Source organism: Gordonia sp. (in: high G+C Gram-positive bacteria), from assembly GCF_052106715.1.
Taxonomy (GTDB): Bacteria; Actinomycetota; Actinomycetes; order Mycobacteriales; family Mycobacteriaceae; genus Gordonia.
The window spans coordinates 38,626-60,555 of record NZ_JBQEDL010000024.1; the positions used below are offsets into that span (position 1 = coordinate 38,626).

A 21,930-nucleotide genomic window follows, 5' to 3' on the forward strand; every position below is an offset into this window, starting at 1 on the left:
GCCAGTGTGTGCGACCGGGCAACTATTGTCAACGGTAGGATTGTCGACAATATTGGGGGACGCTACGGTAGAACCATGGGAGAACCGACCGTCGTCCTGTTGACCGCCGACGGCGTCGCACCGCCGAAGGATCTCGACGCCGTCGCACAGGTGGCACATGTACGAACGGCCACCGCATCGTCGCTGGCCACAGCACTGCCGGGTGCAGACATCCTCTTCGTGTGGGACATCTTCTCCGACGCGCTCGCCGACGCCTGGGGCGCCGCCGACTCCCTGCGATGGGTCCACGTCGCAGCAGCGGGGGTCGACAAGATCCTGTTCGACGGACTCCGCGACTCCGACGTCCTGGTCACCAACGCGCGCGGAGTCTTCGACGGCCCGATCGCCGAGTACGTCCTCGCGTGCATCTTCGCCCACGACAAACAGTTGCACCGGACCGAAGAGTTGCAGCGTCGCGGCGAGTGGCTGCACCGGGAGACCATCCGAGTGGCCCGGCGACGCGCCCTCGTCGTCGGCACGGGCGGCATCGGTCGTGCGATCGCGCGAATTCTGTGCGCCGTCGGACTCGACGTACGCGGAGCCGGTCGTACTCCGCGCGAAGGCGACCCCGACTTCGGCACAGTCGTCGACTCCGCCCAGTTGGCGGACCACCTGCCCGACGTCGACCACCTCGTGATGGTCGCACCCCTCACCGATGCGACGCAGGGAATGCTCGGCGCCCGCGAACTCGCGGCACTGCCCGCCGGCGCACACGTGATCAACGTCGGTCGGGGGCCGCTCGTCGACCAGGCGGCGCTGACCGCAGAGATCGCCGCGGGCCGGATCCAAGCGCATCTGGACGTGCTCGTCACCGAACCTCTCCCTGCCGACGACCCGCTGTGGTCGCTGCCCGGAGCTCACATCAGCCCGCACATGTCGGGCGACGTCGTCGGGTGGCGCGATGACCTGTCGGCGCAATTCCTCGCGCACCTGCGCGATTATGTCGACGGCACAACGCCCGGACCGGCCGTCGACAAACGTCGCGGTTACGTCTCCGGCTGAGGTTCGGGCGTCTGCGCCTGAGGAGTGACCGGCTCGGGCGTCTGAAGTCCGGCGTCGCGGGCGGCGTCGACCATCGCGTCGACGAACCGCCGGACCGGCCACCGCTGCTCGTCGCGGACTCGGTACGTGATCGACAGGTTGCGAGCAAGCGGCACGGCGAGCGGCCTCATCTCCACTCCGGGCGGCGCCGCACGCGCGGCCAGATCGGACACCATGGTCACACCGAGACCCGCCGCCGCGAGCGCCATCGCCGTCGACTGCTCGCCGACCACATGTCGTACCTCGGGTTCGAATCCTGCGTCACGACAGGCGATTCGAATCGAGCGGCCGAAGTGTGATCGGGCGTCAGAGAGGATCCACGGGTCCGAGGCGATGGACGCCAGGTCGACTGGACCCGGCCCGAGCACACCGGTCTGGGCCGCGACCTGGACCTGTTCGACGGCGACGAGTCGCCGCGTCAGCACCGGGGTACGCGGCATCGCGTAGTTCGAGTAGTCGATGACGAATGCGACGTCCAACGATCCGTCGCGGACCGCGTCCGAACCGGCTTCAGGCATGAGTTCCACCGAGTGCACGACGATGCCGGGCGATCGCTCGGCCAGCAGCGACAGTCCGGTCGGCAACAGCCCCATCGCAACCGACGCCCACACCCCCGCCTGCAGGGTCGCCGCAGAGCCGTCACGCAGCGATTCGATGGCGGTTCCGGCGTTGTCGACGGCGTCGAGGATCGCGTCGGCGTGGTCGGCGAGGAGTTCGCCTGCCTCGGTCAACACGATGCGTCGACCGTGTCGAGCGAAAAGATCGGCACCCGCTTCACGCTCGAGCAACGACAGCTGCTGAGACACCGTCGAAGTGGAGTAATGGAGGACATCGGCCACCGCACGGACCGTGCCGCGGCGCCGCAGTTCCCGCAGCAGCTTCAGACGATGCAGGGTGACCTCCATGTCTCCAAGGGTAGGTCGCAGTGATCGGTTAAAGCGAACAATCGTGTTCACAAACAACACGTGGACGTATCTGCAGGTCAGAGCCATGCTGGAGAGACACAGAAGGAGGCGATGACGATGACACTCACACCTATCGAACGGCCTGGATCGGTTCCCGCGGTCTCGATGCCACCCACCGCCCTGGCACCGGTTGCACCGGCCAGGCGGCGCTCGCCTTATCTGCGCATGGAATGGGTCGACGCGGAGACCGGAGCCCTCGGGTGGCTGGTCGTCGATTCGCTCGTCCAGGGCATGGCGACGGGCGGCACTCGTATGCGTGCGGGCTGCACCGTGAACGAGGTCGCCGACCTCGCGTACGGCATGTCCAACAAGACCGCCGCTTTCGATCTTCCGGTCGGCGGAGCCAAAGGCGGAATCGACTTCGACCCGAAGGACCCGCGTGCTCTCGACGTCCTCACTCGGTTTTGCGATGCGATGAAGCCGTACCTCGATCACCACTGGGTGACCGCCGAGGATCTCGGCGTGACGCAAGATCTCATCGACACCGTGTTCGCGCGCCTCGGAATGTCGCAGTCGTACCACGCGGCGATCGCCCGCTCGAGCGACCCGGAAGCGACCACCGCACGAGTGATGGCCGGTTTGCACGCCCACACTCCCGGCGGCGCGCTAGGCGATGTGATCGGCGGATACGGTGTGGCACAAGCGGTTCTAGCCGCCGCTCGCGCCACCGGCCGTCCGGCATATGACACGACGGTCGCCATCCAGGGCGTCGGAACCATGGGCGGCGGCGCCGCGTTCTATCTCCACGAGGCAGGCGCGAAGGTGATCGCGCTCGCCGACGCCGTCGGAACTCTCTACGACGCCGACGGACTCGACGTCCCAGCCCTGCTCGACACCAGGGACCGATTCGGCGAGATCGACCGCGACCACGTCCCGGCGACCGTGCTGCAACTCCCCCGCGACGCCGTCCTGTCCACCACGTGCGACGTGCTGGTGCCCGCCGCCGTGTCGTACGCGATCACCGCCGACAACTGCGCGGCGATCGACGCGGCGATCATCGTCGAAGCGGCGAATGCACCGACCACCATCGATGCCGAACTCGATCTGACCGCACGCGGTATCGCCGTCGTCCCCGACTTCATCGCCAATGCAGGCGCTGTCGCCTGGGCGTGGTGGCTGCTGCTCGGCCGAGTCGGTGACGACTACCGCGATTCGTTCGCCATGCTCGACGCTCAGATGACGTCGAAGGTGACGTCACTCGTCGCGGGATGGACGTCGTCAGACGGTCCGATCCGCTGGGCCGCGGACGTGTCGGCGATCGTCCGGAATCCGGAGCCGCTCGTGGTCCCGTAAAGGCCGCTGTCACCTGACGACCGTCACCGCCGAGACCCCAACAGGGTCTCGGCGGTCGCCGTCTGATCCGAGGTCGCGGCGAACGCCTCGTCCAGGGCGGATCCCGTCTCCTTCGGGAAAGTCCGGCGCACGAGATCTGCCATGACCGACACCGCCGTCGACGCGCCCGGTGACGCACCGAGCAGGCCGGAGATCGTCCCGCCGCCGCCGACGACGAGTTCGGTCCCCTGGTGCAGTTCGCCGCCTCCCTCCGGACGCGGCTTGACCAGTTGGGCACGCTGGCCGCCCGGGACGAGTTCCCAGTCCGTGAAGTCTGCATTCGGCCAGAAACGTTGCAGCGCAGCGAACTTGCGTCGCGAACTGGCAGCGAGCTGACTGATCAGATACCGCACGAGGTCCAGGCTGCGGAACGCCGCCGATGCCATCACCCACAGGTTGTGCCAGCGCAGCGTGGTGAAGAAGTCGGTGAGCGACCCGTTCCGCAACAGCTTGGTGCTGAACGTCGCATACGGCCCGAACATGAGATAGCCACGGCCGTCGACGAACCGGCGATCCAGGTGTGGCACGGACATCGGTGGCGCGCCGAGTTCTGCCTGCCCGTAGACCTTCACATCATGGCGGGCGACTGCGTCGTCGTCAGCAGTGCGGAAGAACGCCGCACCGACCGGGAGAACCGCGTACCCGCGAACCTCCGGGATCTGCGCCTTCTGCAGCAGCCGCAGCGCGAATCCGCCCGCGCCGACGAAGACCCGCTGGGAGTCGATCGCGAACCGGCCGCCGTCGGACGTCGCGCCGCGCACCGTCCAGCCGCCGTCCGATCGCCGAGTCAGATCGCGCACCTCGTGTCCGGTGCGCACCTGCCCACCGCGTTCGACGACGACGCCCAGCAATGCTTTGGTCAGCGCACCGAAGTCGACGTCGGTGCCCCGATCCTGACGAGTCGCAGCGACCGGTTCCCCGGGGTCGCGACCGTCCATGAGAAGCGGTGCCCACCGCGAGATCAACGACGGGTCGTCGGTGAACTCCATCGTGTCGAAGAGCCGGTCGGCCGACAGGGTGCGGTGGCGGGCGCGCAGATAGTCGACGCCGCCGGTCCCGAACACCACGTTCATATGTGGAGCCGAATGGATGAACTGCGTTGGGTCGACGACCCCTTCGCGCGCCAGGTACGCCCACCATTGCAGGCTCTGCCGGTACTGCCGAGCGATCTCGGCGGGTTTGGTGCCATCGGTCGGGTCCGGCATGTAATTGAGTTCGCAGAAGCCGGAGTGCCCGGTCCCCGCGTTGTTCCACGGGCCGCTGCTCTCCGCGGCGACCTCGTCGAACCGCTCCAGAACGACAATCTTGAGCGACGGGTCACTCACCGCGAGCATCGACCCGAGCGTCGCCGACATGATTCCGCCGCCGATCAACACGACGTCCGCCTCGGCCTGTTGGTCGGGCCGGTTCGAGACCTTCCGCATAATGCCTCCTGACGATTCCGAGTGACCGGGAGGTCTGTCCCGGTACATCCCACGATGGTCGGCAGCCAATCAATCCGTCCAATGAGAAGTTCTGTTATTACAATCCGAATATGGATCAATGGATGACGGCGATCGCTCCGCAACTGCGTGCTCTGACCGCACTCGCCGACCACGAGGGATTCATGACCGGCGCGGCCGGGGCGCTCGGAATCCCGCAGTCGTCGATGAGCCGACGAGTCCACGCGTTGGAACAGACTCTGCGGATCCCGCTGATCTCGCGGGACGGTCGCACGGTTCGACTCACGCCCGCCGCCCGGCGCCTCGCCGACGCCGTTCGAGCACCACTCGCCGAGCTGGAGGCAGCCGTCGCTGCGGTGACCGACGACGCCGACCCGGAGCATGGCACGGTCCGATTCGGCTTTCCGCTGACGATGGGGCACGGCACGGTCCCCGACCTGCTCGCCGACTTCAATCGAGCGCACCCGGGGATACATCTGCAGTTGAAGCAGGCGCACGGGGCCGAACTCGTCGACGACTTACGACGCGGAGAACTCGATCTCGCGCTGACGATCCCGCCGCCGGACGGGCTCCCGCACACCGTCATCGCCACTCAGGAGGTCCAGGCGACGGTGCCTGCGACTCACCGTCTCGCCGCATCGTCGCGCATCGACCTGGCCGAACTCTCCGGCGATCGGTTCATCGCCAATCCGAGGACCTACAACCTGCGGCGGATGACCGAGGCGTGGTGTCAGGCGCTCGGATTCGATCCGCAGGTCGGTGTGGAGATCACCGAGTTCTCGACAATCCGCGAGTTCGTCGGACTCGGGCTCGGCGTCGCCCTGCTGCCCGTGACCGACGACCCCGCGGACGGGACCGTCCAGGTACCGCTGTCCGGCGAGCACCGCCGGGCCGTCGGCCTCGCGTCGGCGACGGCCCGACTGGCGCCCGCAGCACGACGACTCTCGGACTTCATCGTGCAGCGATCGGGCTGAGCGGCCCGTCGTGGTTCGCGAACTCTCACCGATGAGCGGATGCCCGGATACCATCGGCTCGTATACCCTCTGACCTGCCCGTCGGCATCATCCTCGACTCCGGCGAACCAGCACGAATCCTCGCCTCGAAGCTCAATCGCCACACCTTCTGGTGCGGCCAGAGCGGTTCGGGCAAAACGTACGCGCTCGGCGTCCTCCTAGAGCAGGTGCTGCTCCACACCAGCCTGCCGATCGTCGTCCTGGATCCCAACTCGGATTATGTGAAGCTCGGGTCGGTGCGTGAGGACGCCGCATCCGACGGCAACGCGCTCACCGGACGCGACATCCGCATCTTGCGGCCCGGAGCCGACCACGATGCACTCAAAGTCCGGTTCGTCGACATAAACATCCGATCGCGGGCTGCCATCCTGCAGCTCGATCCGATCCTCGACCGCGAAGAGTTCAACGTGATGTTGCGGACCGACACCGTGCAGATCGACGAGAAGGCCGATGCGACCGTTGTCGACCTCGGCTCGTTCAGTACTCCGGAGCGACAACAGGCCACGGCGCTCGCTTCCCTCGACCCAGCGACCGTCCAAAGTGCATCCCAACGCGGTCGCTCAGTGCGACAACCTGGGCCTGACGAAGATGAGTTCGATACACGACTTAGCGGATCTCGGCGACGTCTTCGGTTATGCGCCACAGCAGATAATGCAGCGTTCCCCGGCTTTCACCCAAGGGCAGGTCCTGTTCGCCGGCGACTTCACGCCGAGTCCGCAGTTGGTCCAGGTCTCGGCACGTCTGACCCAACGAGGGTGGGGCCGATCTGGCGGTCCCGCTGCGGTAGCGACACGCCCGAGTGCCGCGACACACGCACCGGGTGTAACGCTCCCTGAACCTGCGTCGATCGCGACGCCCCGGTACGGTGACCGTCATGGCAGACATCATGATTATCGGCGGCCACGGCAAGATCGCACTGCTCCTCGCCCCGCTGCTGAACGCGCGCGGAGACGCGGTGACCTCGGTCATCCGAAATCCGGACCAGGCCGACGACATTCGCGCCGCAGGCGCATCCCCTCTCGTCTTGGACGTGGAGACCGCGACTCGCGATCAGCTCGCCGAAGCACTCGACGGATTCGATGCGATCGTCTGGAGCGCCGGAGCGGGCGGAGGCAATCCTGACCGCACGTACGCAGTGGACCGTGACGCCGCGATCCGCACCATGGAGGCCGCACGTCAGGCCGGTGTCGGTCGCTACGTGATGGTCTCCTACCTGGGCGCAGGACCCGACCACGGTGTGCCCAGCGACGAACCGTTCTTCGCGTACGCCGAGGCGAAGGCGGCAGCCGACACCGCGCTGCGGGAGACTCGCCTCGACTGGACGATCCTCATGCCGGGCGCACTGACTCTCGACGAGCCGTCGGGCACCATCGACCCGGCGGCGATCCGCACGTCGAACCTGCCAGGCACCTCGCGCGCCAACGTCGCCCTCGTCGCGGCCGCGGCGCTGGCCGCCCCGTCATCCATCCGGCAGAACATCGCCTTCACCGACGGCAGCGTCCCGATCGACGTCGCGCTCGCGGCACTGTGAGTCGAGTCGGCACAACCCGAGGAGAGCACATGCAGATCGGCGTGGTCTGGACGATCAACGCGAAGAACTTGTCGATGGACAAGTCGATCGCGAGCCTGGCCGAACTGCGTGAGGAGGGCTTCCGGCGCGTCTGGACGACCCAGATGCCGAACGAACCGGACGCACTCACCGTGATCGGTGTCGCCGGTCGGGAGGTTCCGGACATCGAGTTCGGTACCAGCGTGCTGCCCATTCAGTCGCAGCATCCGATGAAGCTCGCGCAGCAGGCCACGACGGTCAACCAGATCCTCGGGGGACGCCTGACTCTCGGTCTGGGTCTGAGCCACAAGGTCGTCACCGAAGGAATGTGGGGCGTCTCCTATCGCAAGCCGGTGCAGCGCACCGAGGAGTACCTCGACGGCCTCCTTCCGCTACTCAACGGCGAGAAGGCCAGCGCAGCAGGCGAACTCGTCACGACGCGCGGTGCGCTGACACTCGAGAACTCGCCTGGACCGTCGGTCTATTTCGCGGCACTCGGCCCCAAGATGCTCGACGTCGCCGGCCGTCGGACATCCGGCACCGTCACGTGGATGACCGGACCGAAGACCCTCCGCGACCACATCGTCCCGACACTGCATCAGGCCGCCGCCGACGCCGGACGACCCGACGGCTCGGTCCGCACCGTGGCGATGCTGCCAGTCAGCGTGACCGACGACGTCGACGGTGCCCGCGCCGAAGCCGGGCGTCAGTTCTCGATGTATGACGGGCTGCCGTCGTACAAGGCCATGCTCGATCGCGAAGGCTTCACCGGTCCCGCCGACGCCGCGATCGTCGGAGACGAGGCGACGGTCGCCGACCGAATCTCCGAGCTCGCGTCGTTCGGTATCGACGAGTATGTCGGCATCCTCTTCGACCGCGATCCGGAAGTGCGCGCCCGCACCCGCGCTCTGCTCAGGACACTGGACGCGTAGTCACCATGCCGAACACGCTCATCACCGTGGACGACTTGGCTGAGGCGATGCTCTCGTCGAGACCGCCCGCCGTTCTCGACGTGCGTTGGCAACTGGGGCGCGACGACGGTCCGGAGCAGTACCGCCAGGGACACCTGCCGGGCGCCGTGTACGTCGACCTCGACACCGAGTTGGCTGCGCCCGTCGACTCCACACGCGGTCGGCACCCGCTGCCCGACGTCGGCGACCTGCAAGCGGCCGCCCGACGCTGGGGCGTGGACGCGCTGGCTCCCGTCGTCGTCTACGACGACAACGGTGGCATGTCCGCGGCGCGCGCCTGGTGGTTGCTGCGCTGGGGCGGGGTCGCCGATGTGAGGATCCTCGACGGTGGCGTCGGGGCCTGGCGTGACGCCGGGATGCGGCTGTCGAAGGGCGACGCGACCCCGCGGGTCGGAACCGTCGTCCTGACCGGCGGAGCGCTGCCGACGGTCGACATCGACGAGGTCGACGGCACCGATGCACTCCTATTGGATGCCCGTGCAGGCGAACGATTCCACGGCGAAGTGGAGCCCGTCGATCCGCGGCCCGGCCACATCCCTGGTGCGGTCAACGCGCCGACGTCCGACAACCTCGTCGACGGTCGGTTCCGGCCCGCCGACGAACTGCGTTCGCGCTTCACCGAGCTTGGCGTCGACGATGCCCGCGAGGTGATCGTCTACTGCGGCTCCGGTGTCACCGCCGCCCACGAGATCGCCGCGCTCGAACATGCCGGATTCACCGCGACCCTGTACCCCGGCTCGTACTCGCAGTGGTCGTCAGATCCCGAGCGCGAGGTCGCACGCCGGTAGCGTCAGTCCCGCTCCAACAGGAAGAAGTACGGCTGCGGAGAATTGCGCAGATCCATCGCGCCGAGGAGCGTGTCGTCGTTGAGTCTCCGGAAGTGATCGATGACGGCGATCTGGTCGTAGACCATCGCGACGCTGACCTTGCCGCGGTATTCGACGTTGCGGAGTCGGGCGCGGTGTCTGCGGGTCCGGACGGCCTTGAACGCGGTCGTGATGCCGGGGATCTTCGGACGCGGCATGCGGGTGCCCAGCGTATTGAGGAGATTCATCGGCACCGAACCCGGGTTCACCGGGTAGAGGTCGCCGGGTTCGCCGAAGAGCAACGGGTGCACTTCGTCGGCGCTGTCGAACCGTTTGCCGTACCACCCCGACACCGCGAGAAGCCCGTCGAGTGGATGCCCAGTCGGTACCTCGGAGCCGTGCCATTGGCCGAGGATGTCATCGACGGTGACCGCGGGAAGCGAGTCGTACAGGTCGCATGCCGCCTCCGACGAGAGGCCCGACCTCAATTCACTGACCGTGGATGTCACTGTGCGCCCACCTTCTGCTCGCTGGTCGTCTCCTCCGCCGTCTGGGCGGTGAGGTGCTTGACGGGACATCCGGCCGGGAACGTACCCAGACTCGCGACCTCGTAACCTCCGGGGTACGACTTCACCCGGTGGGTATCGGACGGGTTCTTGTACCGACGCCGAGGCGGCAGGAGACGAACGAGTGCGGCGCGCGCACGCATCGCACGGCGGCTGGCGGCTACGACCAGCCGCGGCGGCTTCGGATAGTGGAACGCTTCGAGCAGCGGGTCGTCCATCAACGCCCGCGAGAACACGCGAACCGCCGGACGTGCTGGCTTCGGATAAAACGTCGCCATCAGGTCCATCGTCATATCGGCGACGTGGCGTCCTCCGTCGTCGTAGGCGAAGTGCTCGGCCTCGTAGTCGTCGAGCAACGTCACGAAATCGTCGTACGTCTCTGGGACGTCCTTGATATTCATATGCCGCGCCAACTCGCGGTAATACGCGGTGGACGCGACGACTTCGTCGTAGGTGAACTTTCGCCAGCCGTAGTCATCGACCCACCGTTTCGGGACGACGACGAACGTCGCGAGGACGTAGAGCATGTCGTCGTTGCTGATGTCGTAACTGCGGTGCATCTGGTTGATCCGCCGCAGCGCCGCCTTCGCGTCGGCCGCTGCGAACCCCTCGCGCATCGGGATCTCCAGCAGGATCGCGGTGTCGTCATATCGCTTCTGCGTGTCGTCGAATCCGCGGGTCTCGGCGAGGAGACGGCCGACGCTCGGCACCGCGTACGTCCGGAACAGCGCGAAGCTGAGTGCCTGATTGGTGTCCCATGGAAAGTCGAGCAGCGACATGTTCCGGTAGATCTCCATGTAGTCACGGTGTGGGTCGAGGCCCGCATTGCGGTCGGGGTTAAACATGGACATCCTCTCGACGGAGTGGGATCTGCGTCACAGATAGCATAAGTCCACTTATCACGATCGGCAAGGGTGGCGCCGCACCCGCATGACAGAATCTCTCCATGGACTCCGACGCCGACCCCGACAAGCTGCGCCGCAGATTCCTCCACGCAGGCATGACGGTTCTCGCGCGCGACGGCTACTCGGGCTTCAAACAGGCCGCAGTCTGCACCGAGGCGGGCGTCACGACCGGAGCCTTCTATCATTCGTTCCGGAACTGGAAGGCCTTCGAGTCCGCGCTCATCGCGCACTGGCGACTGGAAGCCACCGACCGGCTCGTCGAGTCGGCCCGCAGCGTCACCGACCCGCGTGACCGCATCGATGCGCTCACCCACATCGCCCTGAATCTCCCGCACGACGCCGAGCGCGCGATCCGGAGTTGGGCATCGGTCGACGCGACCGTCTTCGAGGCTCTCACCGAGGTCGAGTCCGCGCGTCGCGACGCGATCGCGGAGATGGGCGTCGAGCTGTTCGGACGCGAGCTCGCCGGACGACTAGCCTCGACCGCAATGCTGTTGCTGACCGGCTTCGAGAACTCGGCGCAGCCGTCGATGGACGACTTCTCGTGGGCCATTCACGGCATCACCGCGACGGCCCTGGCCATGGTCGACGAGCGTCAGCAGTCTGAGTAGTCGGCGACTCTGCCCTTCTTCGGCGCCTGGTACATGATCCAGGCCATCCGAGGCAGTAGCCGTACAGGCAGCCGTGTGGGCCACGCCGCGGGACGGAGCAGCGCCTCGGTCCCACCGTCCACGGTCACGACACTGCCGACCATGAAGTCAGCGGCGGGCGAGAGCATCGTCATGACCCATTCGGCTAGTTGCTCGGGTGTGCCGAACTCTCGAATCGGCATCGGGAACGACCGCACCTGCGACGCCGTGGAACTCGCGAGCTGGCTCCGCAGAAGCGGCGTCATCACCGGACCGGGCGCGATCACGTTCATCCGTATGCCGGATCCCGCCCAGTCGTCCTGCACCGCCTGCCGCCGAGCCCATCGAGCCACCGCGATCTTCGATGCCGCGTACGACGCCGGACCGGAGAGCGAGCCACGTCGACGCAGAATGCGGGCCGCCCCCTCCGCATCGCCGCCGGTGAGCTTCCGGATCGCACCGCGCGGAACGAGCGGCGTCGACGTCGTCGAATTAGACCCGAACACAACGACTTTCGCGTTGCTCGCAGCAGCCAGACGCGGCCGCAGCGCGGTGAGAACCTCGGTGGCGCCGAGGACATTGACTTCGACGAGGACGCGCTCGCGACCTCGCTTGGGCCCCATCCCGGCCGCGACCACTGCACCGTCGAGCGGGCCGTCGATCCGATCGAGCAGTTGCCTGATCGCGTCGGCGCGGCCGTCGCCCGTCGAGAGGTCTGCCGTCACGTCCGCACCCGCGATGTCGACACCGATCACGCGATGCCCGTCATCGGTCAACCGTGCGGACACCGCCTTTCCCATGCCGGATGCTGCACCTGTCACCACATACGTTCCCATCCGTTCACTAGAACATGTTTCAGTCCAGGATGGGAACAGAGCCGATGTGACGCGCGCCCGTTCGCTAGACACTGCGCGAGTCCTGAAACTATTCTATGAGCACATTCTTCGGGGCGGTCCCACCGCGAGCGACAGTGTTTTCGCGGCGACCAGTGCCAGTGGGTATCGACTCACGCACGGCGACGGGGCGGGAGCGTCGCCGTGCGTGCTCGCAGAACGCGCCTCACGGTCACTCGATTCGGTAGATCCGCTGCGCATTCCTCGCGAACAGGTGCGCCATCAAGTGGTCTCCACGGTCGGCGACCACGTCGAGCAGTGCACCGACCACGACGTCGATACTCGCGTTGGGCCGATCGACCGGCATGTCCGAACCGAACACGACGCGTTCCGGACCGAAATGATCCACGACGTGCAGCACGAGCGGTGCAATCATCTGAGCGAGGATGTCGCGCCCACCGATGTTTCCCGACGTCTCACGTCCGTAGCCCAGTAGTCCGAGTGCCAGACCGGACACCTTGACGACGACGTTGGGGCGGGCGCTGAGCATCGCCATTCGTTCTCGCCACAGCGCCAGGATCTCGGCGCGGGCCGCCGCCGTCGCCCCGGTCTCCGAACCGACCGGACCGAAAGCCCCGACTGGCAGTCCGAGATGCTCGACGACGATCGTCGTCTCCGGGAATCGACGCGCCACCAGGTCCAGTTCGCCGAGTTGATGCGAGTACGCGAACGAGTGGAACACCAGACCGTGCCGCTCGATGTCTTCGAATCCGCGGAGAAATGCTGATGAGCTGAGCACGCCTGCCACTCGACGCGAGTCGCTGACCTGAGGATCGGAATGGCTCGACCACTGGTAACGCACTCCACGTACAAGCGGCGTGTACCGCAGCTGGTCATCGAGGTTCTCGCCGAAGCCCGGGTCAGTGGGGTCGGCCGAGATGACGAACCCGCCCAATCGCGGAACTCGCGAACGTCCGAACCGCAACCCTGTGACGTACCGGGTCTCGGCGAACGACGTGTCACTCGTGGCCGACCCCGAGTCGCCCCAGTGTGCTTCCACCCCGACGACGGTGTCGACCGGGACGCCCGCGACGCGGCGCACTCCGCTCGCCTCGGTGCCGTACTGCGCGGGCTCGTACGGGGATCGCACGATACTCGGGTCGATCATCAATCGTGTCTCCGAGTTGTGCGTCGCCAGGCCGGACAACCAGAGCGCCGCACGCGGGAACCTGTTGATCACGGGCATGGCCGACACGCGAGAGAATCGGGACAGCGCCCACGTCGACCGCATCGGATCGTAGAAGTGGACGTGCGCGTCGACGATGCCGGGGATCACTCCGCTCAACGTCACCCGTTTCACATTGCCACACCGGTTCCGGCCCCCACTCGTTCCGTACCGTTCGCCTCTCCGTGTCTCGCACCATATGAAGGCCTCATCACATGTCAGACGGCAAATTGTCGTTGACACGGGGTGGAACCTTTCCGCGCTGTCACCTTCGAGGACTACCCTCGGGTAACAACATCCGCACTATTGCGAGGAGGACGTCGCCAGGTGACTTCGCCAGCTCAGCCAGTGCTGTCAGATCTCCGGCGGCTGATCGCAGCGGACCCCGACCGTTTCGCCGCAAGCGTGTTCACGCGACTGTTCTCCGCTACTCCGTCCGTGCGCGACTTGTTCCCAGTGACGATGGCACCGTTGCGCGCCGCCTTCGCTCAGGTCGTCGACTATGTGCTCGAAGCGATCTCGGCGGAGGACAACCACGCCGATCTCATCGAGTTCCTCGCACAACTCGGTCGCGACCACCGCAAGTACGGGGTTACCAGCGAGCACTACTGGCTGATGTACGACGCGCTCATGACCGAGTTCTCTCGGATGCTCGGGGCGCGGTGGACTCAATCGGCGTACGACGCTGCTTCGCACGCGACGATGCTGATGACCGGTGTGATGCGCGGTGCAGCCGAGAGCGCTGCGGAGCCACCGGTATGGCATGCGAGGGTCGTGCAGAAGTTCACGATCAACCGGGAGCGCGCTGTCGTCCGTCTCGTCGCCGAAAACGGTGCACCGCGCTACCATGCGGGACAGTACACGGAGGTGCAGATCCCGCAGTGGCCGCGCTTGTGGCGCAATCTGTCGCCTGCGATCCCGCCGAATCCTCGCGGCGAGCTCGAGTTCCACGTGCACGCGATTCCCAGCGGACAGATGAGCGGGACCGTCGTCCGCGAAACCGAACCCGGTGATGTCTGGACCTTCGGGCAGATTCACGGGACGATGCGCGTCACCGACGACCGCCCGGTCCTCATGATCGCGGGCGGCTCCGGTCTCGCACCGCTGCGCGCGATCCTTCTCGACATGGCTCGCCGAGTCGACAATCCCCAGACGCACCTTTTCTACGGATCGCGCCACCCCGGCGAACTGTACGAACTCGGTGTGCTGCAACAGCTTGCCCGCACCAACCCGTGGCTTCACGTCACGGCGGTGGCCGAGACTGAGACCGATCCGTGGTGGATCGACGGAGCGCCCGACCCGCGCCAGTGGGGATTCGACCTGCGGCACGGACGGGTCGGCGACGTCGCCGTCGACTACCCGGACACCCATGCGCGGCACTCCCTCGAACCACGCGACTGGACCGACCACCAGATCCTGCTCTCGGGCCCCGCCCCAATGGTCTTCCATACGCAGCTGAAGCTGCGCGCGTCCGGCGTCGACCCGGTGAACATCTCGCACGACCCGCTGAACTGAGACGGGCTAGGCGGGGCGTATCGATAACCCGGCCTCAGCGAAACGGCTTCTTGTACCGATCCAGGTAGGTGATGTCTTCGACCGGCGGACGCTTCGCGGAACTGAACGAGGTGCCTGATGTGTAGGCGACGGGAATCAGACCCGCCTGCGTCATATGTGGCGGGATGCCGAGCAGTTCGGCGGCCTCAGCCTCGGCGTTGAGGTGCAGCGTCGTATAGCAACTGCCCAAGCCCCGACTGCGCAGCGCGAGCTGCAGGCTCCACGTCGCGGGAAGGATCGAACCCATCAGGCCTGCGGCCGCGGCCGTGTTCGGCGAACTGCTCAGCTGATCGAGCCGACCGATGATCAGCGGAATCACGATCACCGGCACCTCACCGAGGTGCTCGGCGAGGTAGCTGGCCGATGTCGCCACTCGGCCCGACTGCGTTCCGGCTTCGGCGTCCGCGGCGCTCTTCGCGAGATACTCACCGCCTCCCTCGCGATAGATCTCGGCGAGACGCTCCTTGGTGGAGTCGTCGCGGATCACCAGCCACCGCCAGCCCTGGTTGTTCGATCCGGTCGGCGCCTGGACCGCGAGTTCCAAGCATTCGAGGATGACGGCGTCCGGGACGTCGCGGGTGAGGTCCAGTCGCTTGCGCACCGATCGGGTGGTCGACAGCAATGCGTCGATCTGGGTTCGGTCGAAGTCGGCGGCGTCGAAGCGATCTACGGAGGTCATCCTTCGATGGTATCGGCGCGAGCAAGACCGTTCCGATTCCGCTTCGAGCCAACTCTTACTCACGTAGCGTGTCGCACGGTGGCACCACCACGCGAGCGCTGGAACCGCGATTCCCCACTGATATCGGAGAACCATGTATCGCCTGAACGTCCTCTACAACCAGCCGACCGATCCGGCCGCATTCGACGAGTACTACTTCAATACTCATATGCCGCTGGCAGGCAATATCCCCGGGCTGCGCGGCGCGACCGTTTCGAAGACCGAAACCCTCGACGGCTCGACCCCGGACGTCTATCTGATCACCACCCTCGACTTCGATTCGAAGGAAGCGCTTGGCGCGGGCCTGAGCTCCCCCGAAGGCAAGGCGGTCGCCGCCGACGTCCCGAACTTCGCGACCGGCGGCGTGACGATGGTCGGCAGCGATGTGACGGTCTTCGACTTCAACTGACTTGTGACGTGAACGGGCCGGGCTCGCGACTTCTCGTCGCAAGCCCGGCCGAGTCAGGTCATGCCGCCTCGTTCACCCCCGCCGCATCGTTCACCACAGCCGCATCGTCTACCACGTCTTCCAATGCCTGTGCGACGATCTCAGCCACGTCGGTCATCGGCTTCACGTCGAGGGCGTCGAGAACCTCGGCCGGGACGTCGTCCAGATCGGGTTCGTTGCGCTGTGGGATGAAGACGGTGTTCAACCCGTTGCGTTGCGCGGCGAGCAGCTTCTGTTTGACGCCGCCGATCGGCAGGACGCGGCCGTTGAGAGTCACCTCGCCGGTCATGCCGACGTCGCTGCGCACCCGCCGTCCGCTCAGCATCGAGACGAGCGCCGTCACCATGGTCACACCTGCTGACGGCCCGTCCTTGGGGACGGCTCCGGCCGGGAAGTGGATGTGTACAGTGCCGTTCAACGATGCCGGATCGATGCCGAAGTCGACGGCGTGCGCGTGAACGTAGCTGAGCGCGATCTGCGCCGACTCCTTCATCACGTCGCCGAGTTGCCCGGTCAACTTCAGTTGTGGCCCAGTTGCCTTGTCGCCGGTCGGCGCGGCCTTCAACGCCTCGATGAACAGCACGTCGCCGCCCATTCCAGTGACCGCCAACCCTGTTGCCACTCCTGGGACTTCGGTGCGTTCGGCAGTCTCCGGCGTGAATCGGGGACGACCCAGGTAGTCGACGAGATCGTCGGCGTCGACGGTGATCAGGCCGCCGACCCCGGAATCTCCTGAGCCCGGAGACTCTTCGGAATCCTTCACCGCAACCTTCCGCAGCGTCTTGGCGACGAATCGCTCGAACTGTCGCATACCCGGCTCACGGGTGTAATTCGCGGCGATCGCGTGCAACGCGTCGTCGGTTATCACGACCTCATCTGCGGCGAGCGCGGCACGTTCGCGCTGTCGCGGCACGAGATAGTCTCGCGCGATGGCGACCTTGTCGTCCTCGGTGTACCCGTCGATCGTCACGAGTTCCATCCGGTCGAGCAGTGCCGACGGGATGTTCTCGACGACGTTGGCGGTAGCGAGGAACACGACGTCACTCAGATCCAGATCGAGATCCAGGTAGTGGTCGCGGAACGTGTGGTTCTGCGCCGGATCCAGGACTTCCAGGAGCGCGGCCGACGGGTCGCCTCGGTAGTCCGATCCGACCTTGTCGATCTCGTCGAGCAGGACGACGGGGTTCATCGAACCCGCTTCGCCGATGGCGCGGACGATGCGGCCGGGCAGTGCGCCGACATAGGTGCGCCGATGCCCGCGGATCTCCGCTTCGTCCCGGACGCCGCCGAGCGCCACGCGCACGAACTTCCGGCCGAGTGCCCGAGCGACGGATTCGCCGAGCGAGGTCTTGCCGACTCCGGGAGGGCCGGCGAGCACCATGACGGCGCCCGATCCCCGTCCTCCCACGACGGACAGACCACGCTGGGCGCGACGGCTGCGAACCGCGAGGTACTCGACGATCCGATCCTTCACGTCGTCCAGCCCGTGGTGGTCGGCGTCGAGGATCTCGCGCGCGCCGGCCAGGTCGGTGGAGTCGACCGTGGTGGTGTTCCACGGCAGGTCCAGGACGGTGTCGAGCCACGTGCGAATCCAGCCCGCCTCCGGGCTCTGATCGGTCGAGCTCTCTAGCTTGCCGACCTCGCGGATCGCCGCCTCGCGGACGTTCTCCGGCAGGTCGGCCGCTTCGACGCGTCCGCGGTAGTCATCGGCGCCGTCGGGTTCGTCTTCGCCGAGTTCCTTGCGGATGGCGTTGAGTTGTTGGCGCAGGAGGAACTCCTTCTGCGCCTTCTCCATCCCGTCCCGGACCTCGGACGCGATCTTGTCGCTGACCTCGGTCTCGGCGAGGTGCTCGTTGGTCCAGCCGATGAGCAGGCGCAGCCGTTCGTCGACGTCGGCGGTCTCCAGGAGTTCGCGCTTTCGTTCGTTCGACAGCCATGACGAGTAACCGGCCGTGTCGGCGAGCGCCGACGGCTCGGTGAGCTTGTTGACCGCGTCGATCACCTGCCACGCCTCACGACGCTGCAGCATCGCCAAGACCACCTTGCGGTAGTCGTCGGCGAGCTCCTTGGTCTGCTCGGTCACGGTCACGTCGTCGATGGGGTCGACGCCGACCCAGAGCGCTGCGCCCGGACCGGTGGTTCCGGTCCCGATGTGAGCGCGTTGCTCGCCGCGGACCACGGCGACGTACTGTTCCTGCCCTGCCACGCGACCCACCTGCACGATCGTGGCGAGTACGCCGTGGGTCGGGTAGCGGTCGTCGAGTCGTGGTGCGATCAGGATCTTACCTGCGTCACTCGCACGTGCCGCGTCGACGGCCGCCTGTGCGGCATCGTCGAGGGGCACCGGGACGACCATCCCGGGGAGCACGATCAGGTCGGGGACGAACAGGACGGGAACGGAAATGTTCTCAGACATGACACCTCCAAAGTTCAGTCTGACCGACTCAACATTGGTCGTGATCGCTTTGTTCCCGACGGGCCTGACCTCCGTCCACATCACTTGCGCCGACACCTACTGCAGCGACTCGCCGCCGGGTCGGCGCGGGTCGTCGATCTCGCCGCCGAGTACCCGATCAGCCGCCCGGCCGTCAGCAAGCATCTGCGCATCCTGTCCGAAGCATCTCTCGTCACCGCTACGAACCAGGGTCGTGAAAGGCACTACGAGATCGCATACGACGGCCTCGAATCGGTGCGCGACTACCTCGCCACGCTTCGCGGCAGGCCACCGGTTCCCGAACGGGCACTCGATGCCCTCGAACTCGAGGTACGTCGAACCACCCGTGAGCGTGATGCCAGTACGGGACGAACAGAGACCCCTGACGAAGACCGGAGCAAGGAGCACAGCGCACGAACACTCCCAACCCGACCGGTCGCCGCCGCGATCACGGCGGCGAAACCTACTGCGAGTGGCAACGCACCTTCCACGCACCGATAGACGACGTCTGGGACTACTACCTCGATCGAATAGTGGCCGCCGAGACCGGAGCCGACGTCACTGCGGTCGACTTCGCTCGCCACTCACCCGAGATGTCCGAGTACTACGTGGCGGAATTCGGCGACTGACGATAGTTCGGCGAGTAGCGCCCCCGCGATCAGCGCTTCCGCTTGCGCGGCTGCCACACGACCAATGCGTTGGTGTGTGGAACCGGGACCAGTTCGGCGCCCGGACGAACGGCGGCGCGCACCGTCTCGAGTTCGTCCTGCAGTTCGAGGACGCGGGACCGTAGGGCGTCGACCTGATCGGTCAACTCGATGATCCGTTTGACGCCGGCGAGATTCACGCCCTCGTCCTGCGAGAGCCGCTGCACCTCTCGGAGCAAGTCGACGTCGCGGGAGCTGTATCGTCGTCCGCCGCCGCTGGTGCGCTGTGGCGTGACGATACCGAGACGGTCATACGTGCGCAGCGTCTGCGCGTGCATCCCCGCCAACTCGGCTGCCACCGAGATCAGGTAGGTGGCAGCTAGTTCGCCAGGGTTACCTCGTGGCTTTTCCATACCCATCGTGCATCACCGCGCCCATCCGTCTCGTGGATCGAAACCGCTCGCCTTCTCGGCGTCCGCGTATGCCTTCAACGCCTGCGTCGCGGAGTCGTCGAGCTTCGACGGCACCGAGACCTTCACTGTGACCAACAGGTCACCCGCACCCCCCGAACGCTTCGGAACGCCACGGTTCTTGAGCCGCAGAGTACGCCCGTCCGACGTGCCGGCCGGGATCTTGACGCCGACCGAGCCGCTCAGCGTGGGAACCGAGACCGTCGCGCCAAGAACCAGTTCCGAGAAGGAGACCGGCAGCTCGACCTTCAGGTCGTTTCCACTGCGGGAGAACACCTTGTCGGCCATCACGTGGACCGTCACGTACAGGTCGCCCGACGGCGCACCGCGCCGTCCTGCCTCGCCTTGCCCGGCGAGGCGGATGCGCTGTCCGTCCTCGACGCCCTGCGGGACGCGGACGTTGATGGTACGCGGCCGCACCGTGATGCCCGAGCCGGAGCAGTCCTGGCACGGATCGTCGATCTTGGCGCCGGTGCCCTGACAGTCCGGGCACGGCTCCGAGAAGCCGAAGTGCCCTTGGTTGCGGCTGATGAAGCCGGATCCGTTGCACGAGGTGCACGTTCGCGGGCTGGTGCCCGGCCTCGCGCCGCTGCCATGGCAGTTGGTGCACGGCGACGGGCTCGTGACCCGCAACTGCACCGTCGTGCCCTGGACTGCGTCGCGGAAGGCGAGCGTCGTCTCGGTCTCCAGGTCGTTGCCACGACGTTGACGCGGACTGGTGGTCGCTCCTCGTGTGCGACCACCGCCGCCGAACAGGTCGCCGAACACGTCGCCGAGGTCGGCTCCACCTGCACCGCCACCGCCGAACAGGTCGCCGATGTCGAATCCGCCTGCACCGCCACTGCCGAAGCCGCCAGGGAACCCACCGCCCCCGCCACCGCCTCCGTCGGCGCGGTAGCGGCCGCTCGCCATCAGCTTCCGCATCTCGTCGTACTCTTTGCGCTTCTCGTCGTCGGCGAGCACGCTGTGGGCTTCCGACACTCGTTTGAAGCGCTCCTCGGCTGCCGTGTCTCCGGGATTCGCGTCCGGATGCAGTTCGCGAGCCAGCTTTCGGTAGGCCTTCTTGATCTGCTCCGCCGTGGCGTCGGAAGAAACGCCGAGGTCTGCGTAGAAATCGCGGTCCAGCCATTCACGCTGTGGTGCCATCAGACGTCACCTCCTGAAAATAAGTCTGTGATTGTGATTATCGGGTACCGGGGTCGCGCTGACCCCGCTGATCGAGCGGAGCCGAGAACTGAGGTCTCAACTCCGCTCGATCAGCATGTTCGGCATCGCGCTGATGTCAGGCCGGATCGGTGACGGTGACCATCGCGGTGCGGATCACCTTGTCGCCGAGGCGGTATCCGGCGCGGTAGACGAGCCCGAGCACGGGCGTGTCTCCGCTGCCCTCGTGTTGGATCGCTTCGTGGATCTCCGCGTCGAAGACGTCGCCGGGCTCACCGAACTTGACCAGTTGCTCGCCCGCGAGGACGTCGCCCAGCTTGTCGGCCAGGACGCGCAGCGGGCCGTCTTCCAGGTCGCCGTGCTCGCGAGCGCGGTCCAGGTCGTCGAGGATCGGCAACAGCTTCTCCACGAGAACCTGTTTTCCGCGAGCCACCGACTGCAGGGCCTCTTCGGCGCTCCGGCGGCGGAAGTTGGCGAATTGTGCCCGCTCCCGCTGCAGCGCCTCGGTCAACTCAGTGACCTGCGCGTCGGCCGGGACCGAGCCCGCTGCATCCTCTGCAGCGGTCTCGGCGTCCGCGGCTCCCTCCTCGACGGTGTCGGCAGCAGCCTCGTCGGCAGGCGCCTGGACTGTCTCGTCGACGACCTCGTCCGGTTCCGGAGATCCGGTCTCGGGGTTGGTCACTTGTTATCACCTTCCGCGGGATCGTCCACGACCTCGGCGTCGACGACGTCGTCGCCTCCGTCAGCGGATGCGCCTGCGGCGTCGCCTTCGGCCTGGGCGTTGGCGTAGATCGCCTGTCCCATGGCCTGCGACTCCTCCGACAGCTTCTCGATGGCGCTGCGGATCGCAGCCGAGTCGGTGCCCTTCAGAGCCTCGTTGGCGTCGGTGATGGCGGCCTCAACCTTGGTCTTGACCTCGTCGGGAACCTTGTCCTCGTTCTCCTTGAGGAACTTCTCGGTCTGGTTGACCAAAGACTCCGCCTGGTTGCGGGTCTCGGCCTCCTCGCGGCGAGTGCGGTCCTCTTCTGCGTGAGCCTCAGCGTCCTTGACCATGCGATCGATCTCGTCCTTGGACAGACCCGACCCATCCTGGATGCGAATGCTGTTCTCGGTGCCGGTGCCCTTGTCCTTCGCGGTGACGTGAACGATGCCGTTCGCGTCGATGTCGAAGGTGACCTC

Annotated in this window: 23 protein-coding genes; 11 read left to right on the top strand and 12 right to left on the bottom strand. The window is 66.4% G+C overall.

What is annotated here, in order from left to right:
* Nucleotides 1-75: 75 nt before the first annotated feature.
* On the top strand, nucleotides 76-1,041 hold the full coding sequence (locus ACTIMF_RS13050; RefSeq protein WP_442350726.1) for a D-2-hydroxyacid dehydrogenase: 966 nt from the start codon (nucleotides 76-78) through the stop codon (nucleotides 1,039-1,041).
* Here ACTIMF_RS13050 and ACTIMF_RS13055 read toward each other — a convergent pair.
* Nucleotides 1,026-1,985 (bottom strand): LysR substrate-binding domain-containing protein, encoded by a 960-nt coding sequence (locus ACTIMF_RS13055; RefSeq protein ID WP_442350727.1) that lies wholly within the window; start codon nucleotides 1,983-1,985, stop codon nucleotides 1,026-1,028. The two genes, ACTIMF_RS13050 and ACTIMF_RS13055, sit on opposite strands and share 16 nt — an antisense overlap.
* 117 nt (nucleotides 1,986-2,102) lie before the next feature.
* Between ACTIMF_RS13055 and ACTIMF_RS13060 the strand changes: the two genes are divergently transcribed.
* Entirely contained in the window at nucleotides 2,103-3,338 is a 1,236-nt protein-coding gene (locus ACTIMF_RS13060; protein WP_442350728.1) for a Glu/Leu/Phe/Val dehydrogenase dimerization domain-containing protein, read from the top strand.
* Nucleotides 3,339-3,361: 23 nt separating this feature from the next.
* Here ACTIMF_RS13060 and ACTIMF_RS13065 read toward each other — a convergent pair whose 3' ends face one another.
* Nucleotides 3,362-4,801: a malate:quinone oxidoreductase gene (locus ACTIMF_RS13065; RefSeq protein WP_442350729.1), complete on the bottom strand. Its 1,440-nt coding sequence runs from the start codon at nucleotides 4,799-4,801 to the stop codon at nucleotides 3,362-3,364.
* Between the two features lie 110 nt (nucleotides 4,802-4,911).
* Between ACTIMF_RS13065 and ACTIMF_RS13070 the strand changes: the two genes are divergently transcribed.
* The 5 genes from ACTIMF_RS13070 (at nucleotide 4,912) to ACTIMF_RS13090 (ending at nucleotide 9,140) form a co-directional block, all read left to right on the top strand.
* Complete coding sequence (locus ACTIMF_RS13070) at nucleotides 4,912-5,793, top strand: LysR family transcriptional regulator (protein ID WP_442350730.1); 882 nt, start codon at nucleotides 4,912-4,914, stop codon at nucleotides 5,791-5,793.
* A 116-nt stretch (nucleotides 5,794-5,909) separates the two neighbouring features.
* On the top strand, nucleotides 5,910-6,668 hold the full coding sequence (locus tag ACTIMF_RS13075) for a helicase HerA domain-containing protein (RefSeq protein WP_442350748.1): 759 nt from the start codon (nucleotides 5,910-5,912) through the stop codon (nucleotides 6,666-6,668).
* 38 nt (nucleotides 6,669-6,706) lie between these two features.
* Nucleotides 6,707-7,363 carry an NAD(P)H-binding protein gene (locus ACTIMF_RS13080; protein ID WP_442350731.1) on the top strand — a complete coding sequence of 219 codons (657 nt, stop codon included), beginning with the start codon at nucleotides 6,707-6,709 and terminating at the stop codon, nucleotides 7,361-7,363.
* 29 nt (nucleotides 7,364-7,392) lie between these two features.
* Nucleotides 7,393-8,313, top strand: a complete 921-nt coding sequence (locus ACTIMF_RS13085; protein ID WP_442350732.1) for a TIGR03564 family F420-dependent LLM class oxidoreductase — start codon at nucleotides 7,393-7,395, stop codon at nucleotides 8,311-8,313.
* A 5-nt stretch (nucleotides 8,314-8,318) separates the two neighbouring features.
* Complete coding sequence (locus ACTIMF_RS13090; RefSeq protein ID WP_442350733.1) at nucleotides 8,319-9,140, top strand: sulfurtransferase; 822 nt, start codon at nucleotides 8,319-8,321, stop codon at nucleotides 9,138-9,140.
* A gap of 2 nt (nucleotides 9,141-9,142) precedes the next feature.
* On the opposite strand, the gene ACTIMF_RS13095 is transcribed toward ACTIMF_RS13090, so the two are convergent.
* The gene (locus tag ACTIMF_RS13095) at nucleotides 9,143-9,667 is read right to left on the bottom strand and encodes a DUF4334 domain-containing protein (protein WP_442350734.1); all 525 of its coding nucleotides are present in this window, start codon (nucleotides 9,665-9,667) and stop codon (nucleotides 9,143-9,145) included.
* Nucleotides 9,664-10,569 carry an oxygenase MpaB family protein gene (locus tag ACTIMF_RS13100; protein ID WP_442350735.1) on the bottom strand — a complete coding sequence of 302 codons (906 nt, stop codon included), beginning with the start codon at nucleotides 10,567-10,569 and terminating at the stop codon, nucleotides 9,664-9,666. The genes ACTIMF_RS13095 and ACTIMF_RS13100 overlap by 4 nt, the downstream gene beginning before the upstream one ends.
* A 101-nt stretch (nucleotides 10,570-10,670) precedes the next feature.
* Between ACTIMF_RS13100 and ACTIMF_RS13105 the strand changes: the two genes are divergently transcribed.
* Nucleotides 10,671-11,240: a TetR/AcrR family transcriptional regulator gene (locus ACTIMF_RS13105; RefSeq protein WP_442350736.1), complete on the top strand. Its 570-nt coding sequence runs from the start codon at nucleotides 10,671-10,673 to the stop codon at nucleotides 11,238-11,240.
* Here the strand turns inward: ACTIMF_RS13105 and ACTIMF_RS13110 are convergent.
* Together ACTIMF_RS13110 and ACTIMF_RS13115 are read right to left on the bottom strand one after the other, a co-directional pair.
* Nucleotides 11,225-12,094, bottom strand: coding sequence for an SDR family oxidoreductase (locus ACTIMF_RS13110; RefSeq protein WP_442350737.1), 870 nt, complete (start codon nucleotides 12,092-12,094; stop codon nucleotides 11,225-11,227). The genes ACTIMF_RS13105 and ACTIMF_RS13110 overlap by 16 nt on opposite strands.
* A gap of 229 nt (nucleotides 12,095-12,323) precedes the next feature.
* Nucleotides 12,324-13,442, bottom strand: a complete 1,119-nt coding sequence (locus ACTIMF_RS13115; RefSeq protein ID WP_442350738.1) for an amidohydrolase family protein — start codon at nucleotides 13,440-13,442, stop codon at nucleotides 12,324-12,326.
* Nucleotides 13,443-13,643: 201 nt separating this feature from the next.
* Between ACTIMF_RS13115 and ACTIMF_RS13120 the strand changes: the two genes are divergently transcribed.
* Nucleotides 13,644-14,831: a globin domain-containing protein gene (locus ACTIMF_RS13120; protein ID WP_442350739.1), complete on the top strand. Its 1,188-nt coding sequence runs from the start codon at nucleotides 13,644-13,646 to the stop codon at nucleotides 14,829-14,831.
* A gap of 34 nt (nucleotides 14,832-14,865) precedes the next feature.
* Here the strand turns inward: ACTIMF_RS13120 and ACTIMF_RS13125 are convergent, their stop codons facing one another.
* A complete protein-coding gene (locus tag ACTIMF_RS13125; protein ID WP_442350740.1) occupies nucleotides 14,866-15,549 on the bottom strand; it encodes a nitroreductase family protein in 684 nt (227 codons plus the stop codon).
* A 133-nt stretch (nucleotides 15,550-15,682) separates the two neighbouring features.
* On the opposite strand from ACTIMF_RS13125, the gene ACTIMF_RS13130 reads away from it, so the two are divergent.
* Nucleotides 15,683-15,997, top strand: coding sequence for an EthD family reductase (locus ACTIMF_RS13130; RefSeq protein WP_442350741.1), 315 nt, complete (start codon nucleotides 15,683-15,685; stop codon nucleotides 15,995-15,997).
* Nucleotides 15,998-16,055: 58 nt separating this feature from the next.
* Here ACTIMF_RS13130 and lon read toward each other — a convergent pair whose 3' ends face one another.
* Nucleotides 16,056-18,452, bottom strand: a complete 2,397-nt coding sequence (lon, locus tag ACTIMF_RS13135) for an endopeptidase La (protein WP_442350742.1) — start codon at nucleotides 18,450-18,452, stop codon at nucleotides 16,056-16,058.
* A gap of 84 nt (nucleotides 18,453-18,536) precedes the next feature.
* On the opposite strand from lon, the gene ACTIMF_RS13140 reads away from it, so the two are divergent.
* A complete protein-coding gene (locus ACTIMF_RS13140; protein WP_442350743.1) occupies nucleotides 18,537-18,971 on the top strand; it encodes an ArsR/SmtB family transcription factor in 435 nt (144 codons plus the stop codon).
* Nucleotides 18,972-19,128: 157 nt separating this feature from the next.
* Here ACTIMF_RS13140 and ACTIMF_RS13145 read toward each other — a convergent pair whose 3' ends face one another.
* The 4 genes from ACTIMF_RS13145 to ACTIMF_RS13160 all read right to left on the bottom strand — a co-directional run.
* The gene (locus tag ACTIMF_RS13145; protein WP_442350744.1) at nucleotides 19,129-19,536 is read right to left on the bottom strand and encodes a heat shock protein transcriptional repressor HspR; all 408 of its coding nucleotides are present in this window, start codon (nucleotides 19,534-19,536) and stop codon (nucleotides 19,129-19,131) included.
* 6 nt (nucleotides 19,537-19,542) lie between these two features.
* Nucleotides 19,543-20,733 (bottom strand): molecular chaperone DnaJ, encoded by a 1,191-nt coding sequence (gene dnaJ / locus ACTIMF_RS13150; protein WP_442350745.1) that lies wholly within the window; start codon nucleotides 20,731-20,733, stop codon nucleotides 19,543-19,545.
* 136 nt (nucleotides 20,734-20,869) lie between these two features.
* Entirely contained in the window at nucleotides 20,870-21,433 is a 564-nt protein-coding gene (grpE, locus tag ACTIMF_RS13155) for a nucleotide exchange factor GrpE (protein WP_442350746.1), read from the bottom strand.
* Nucleotides 21,430-21,930 (bottom strand): Hsp70 family protein (locus tag ACTIMF_RS13160; protein ID WP_442350747.1); only part of this gene is annotated, 501 nt, incomplete at its 5' end. The genes grpE and ACTIMF_RS13160, both read right to left, overlap by 4 nt.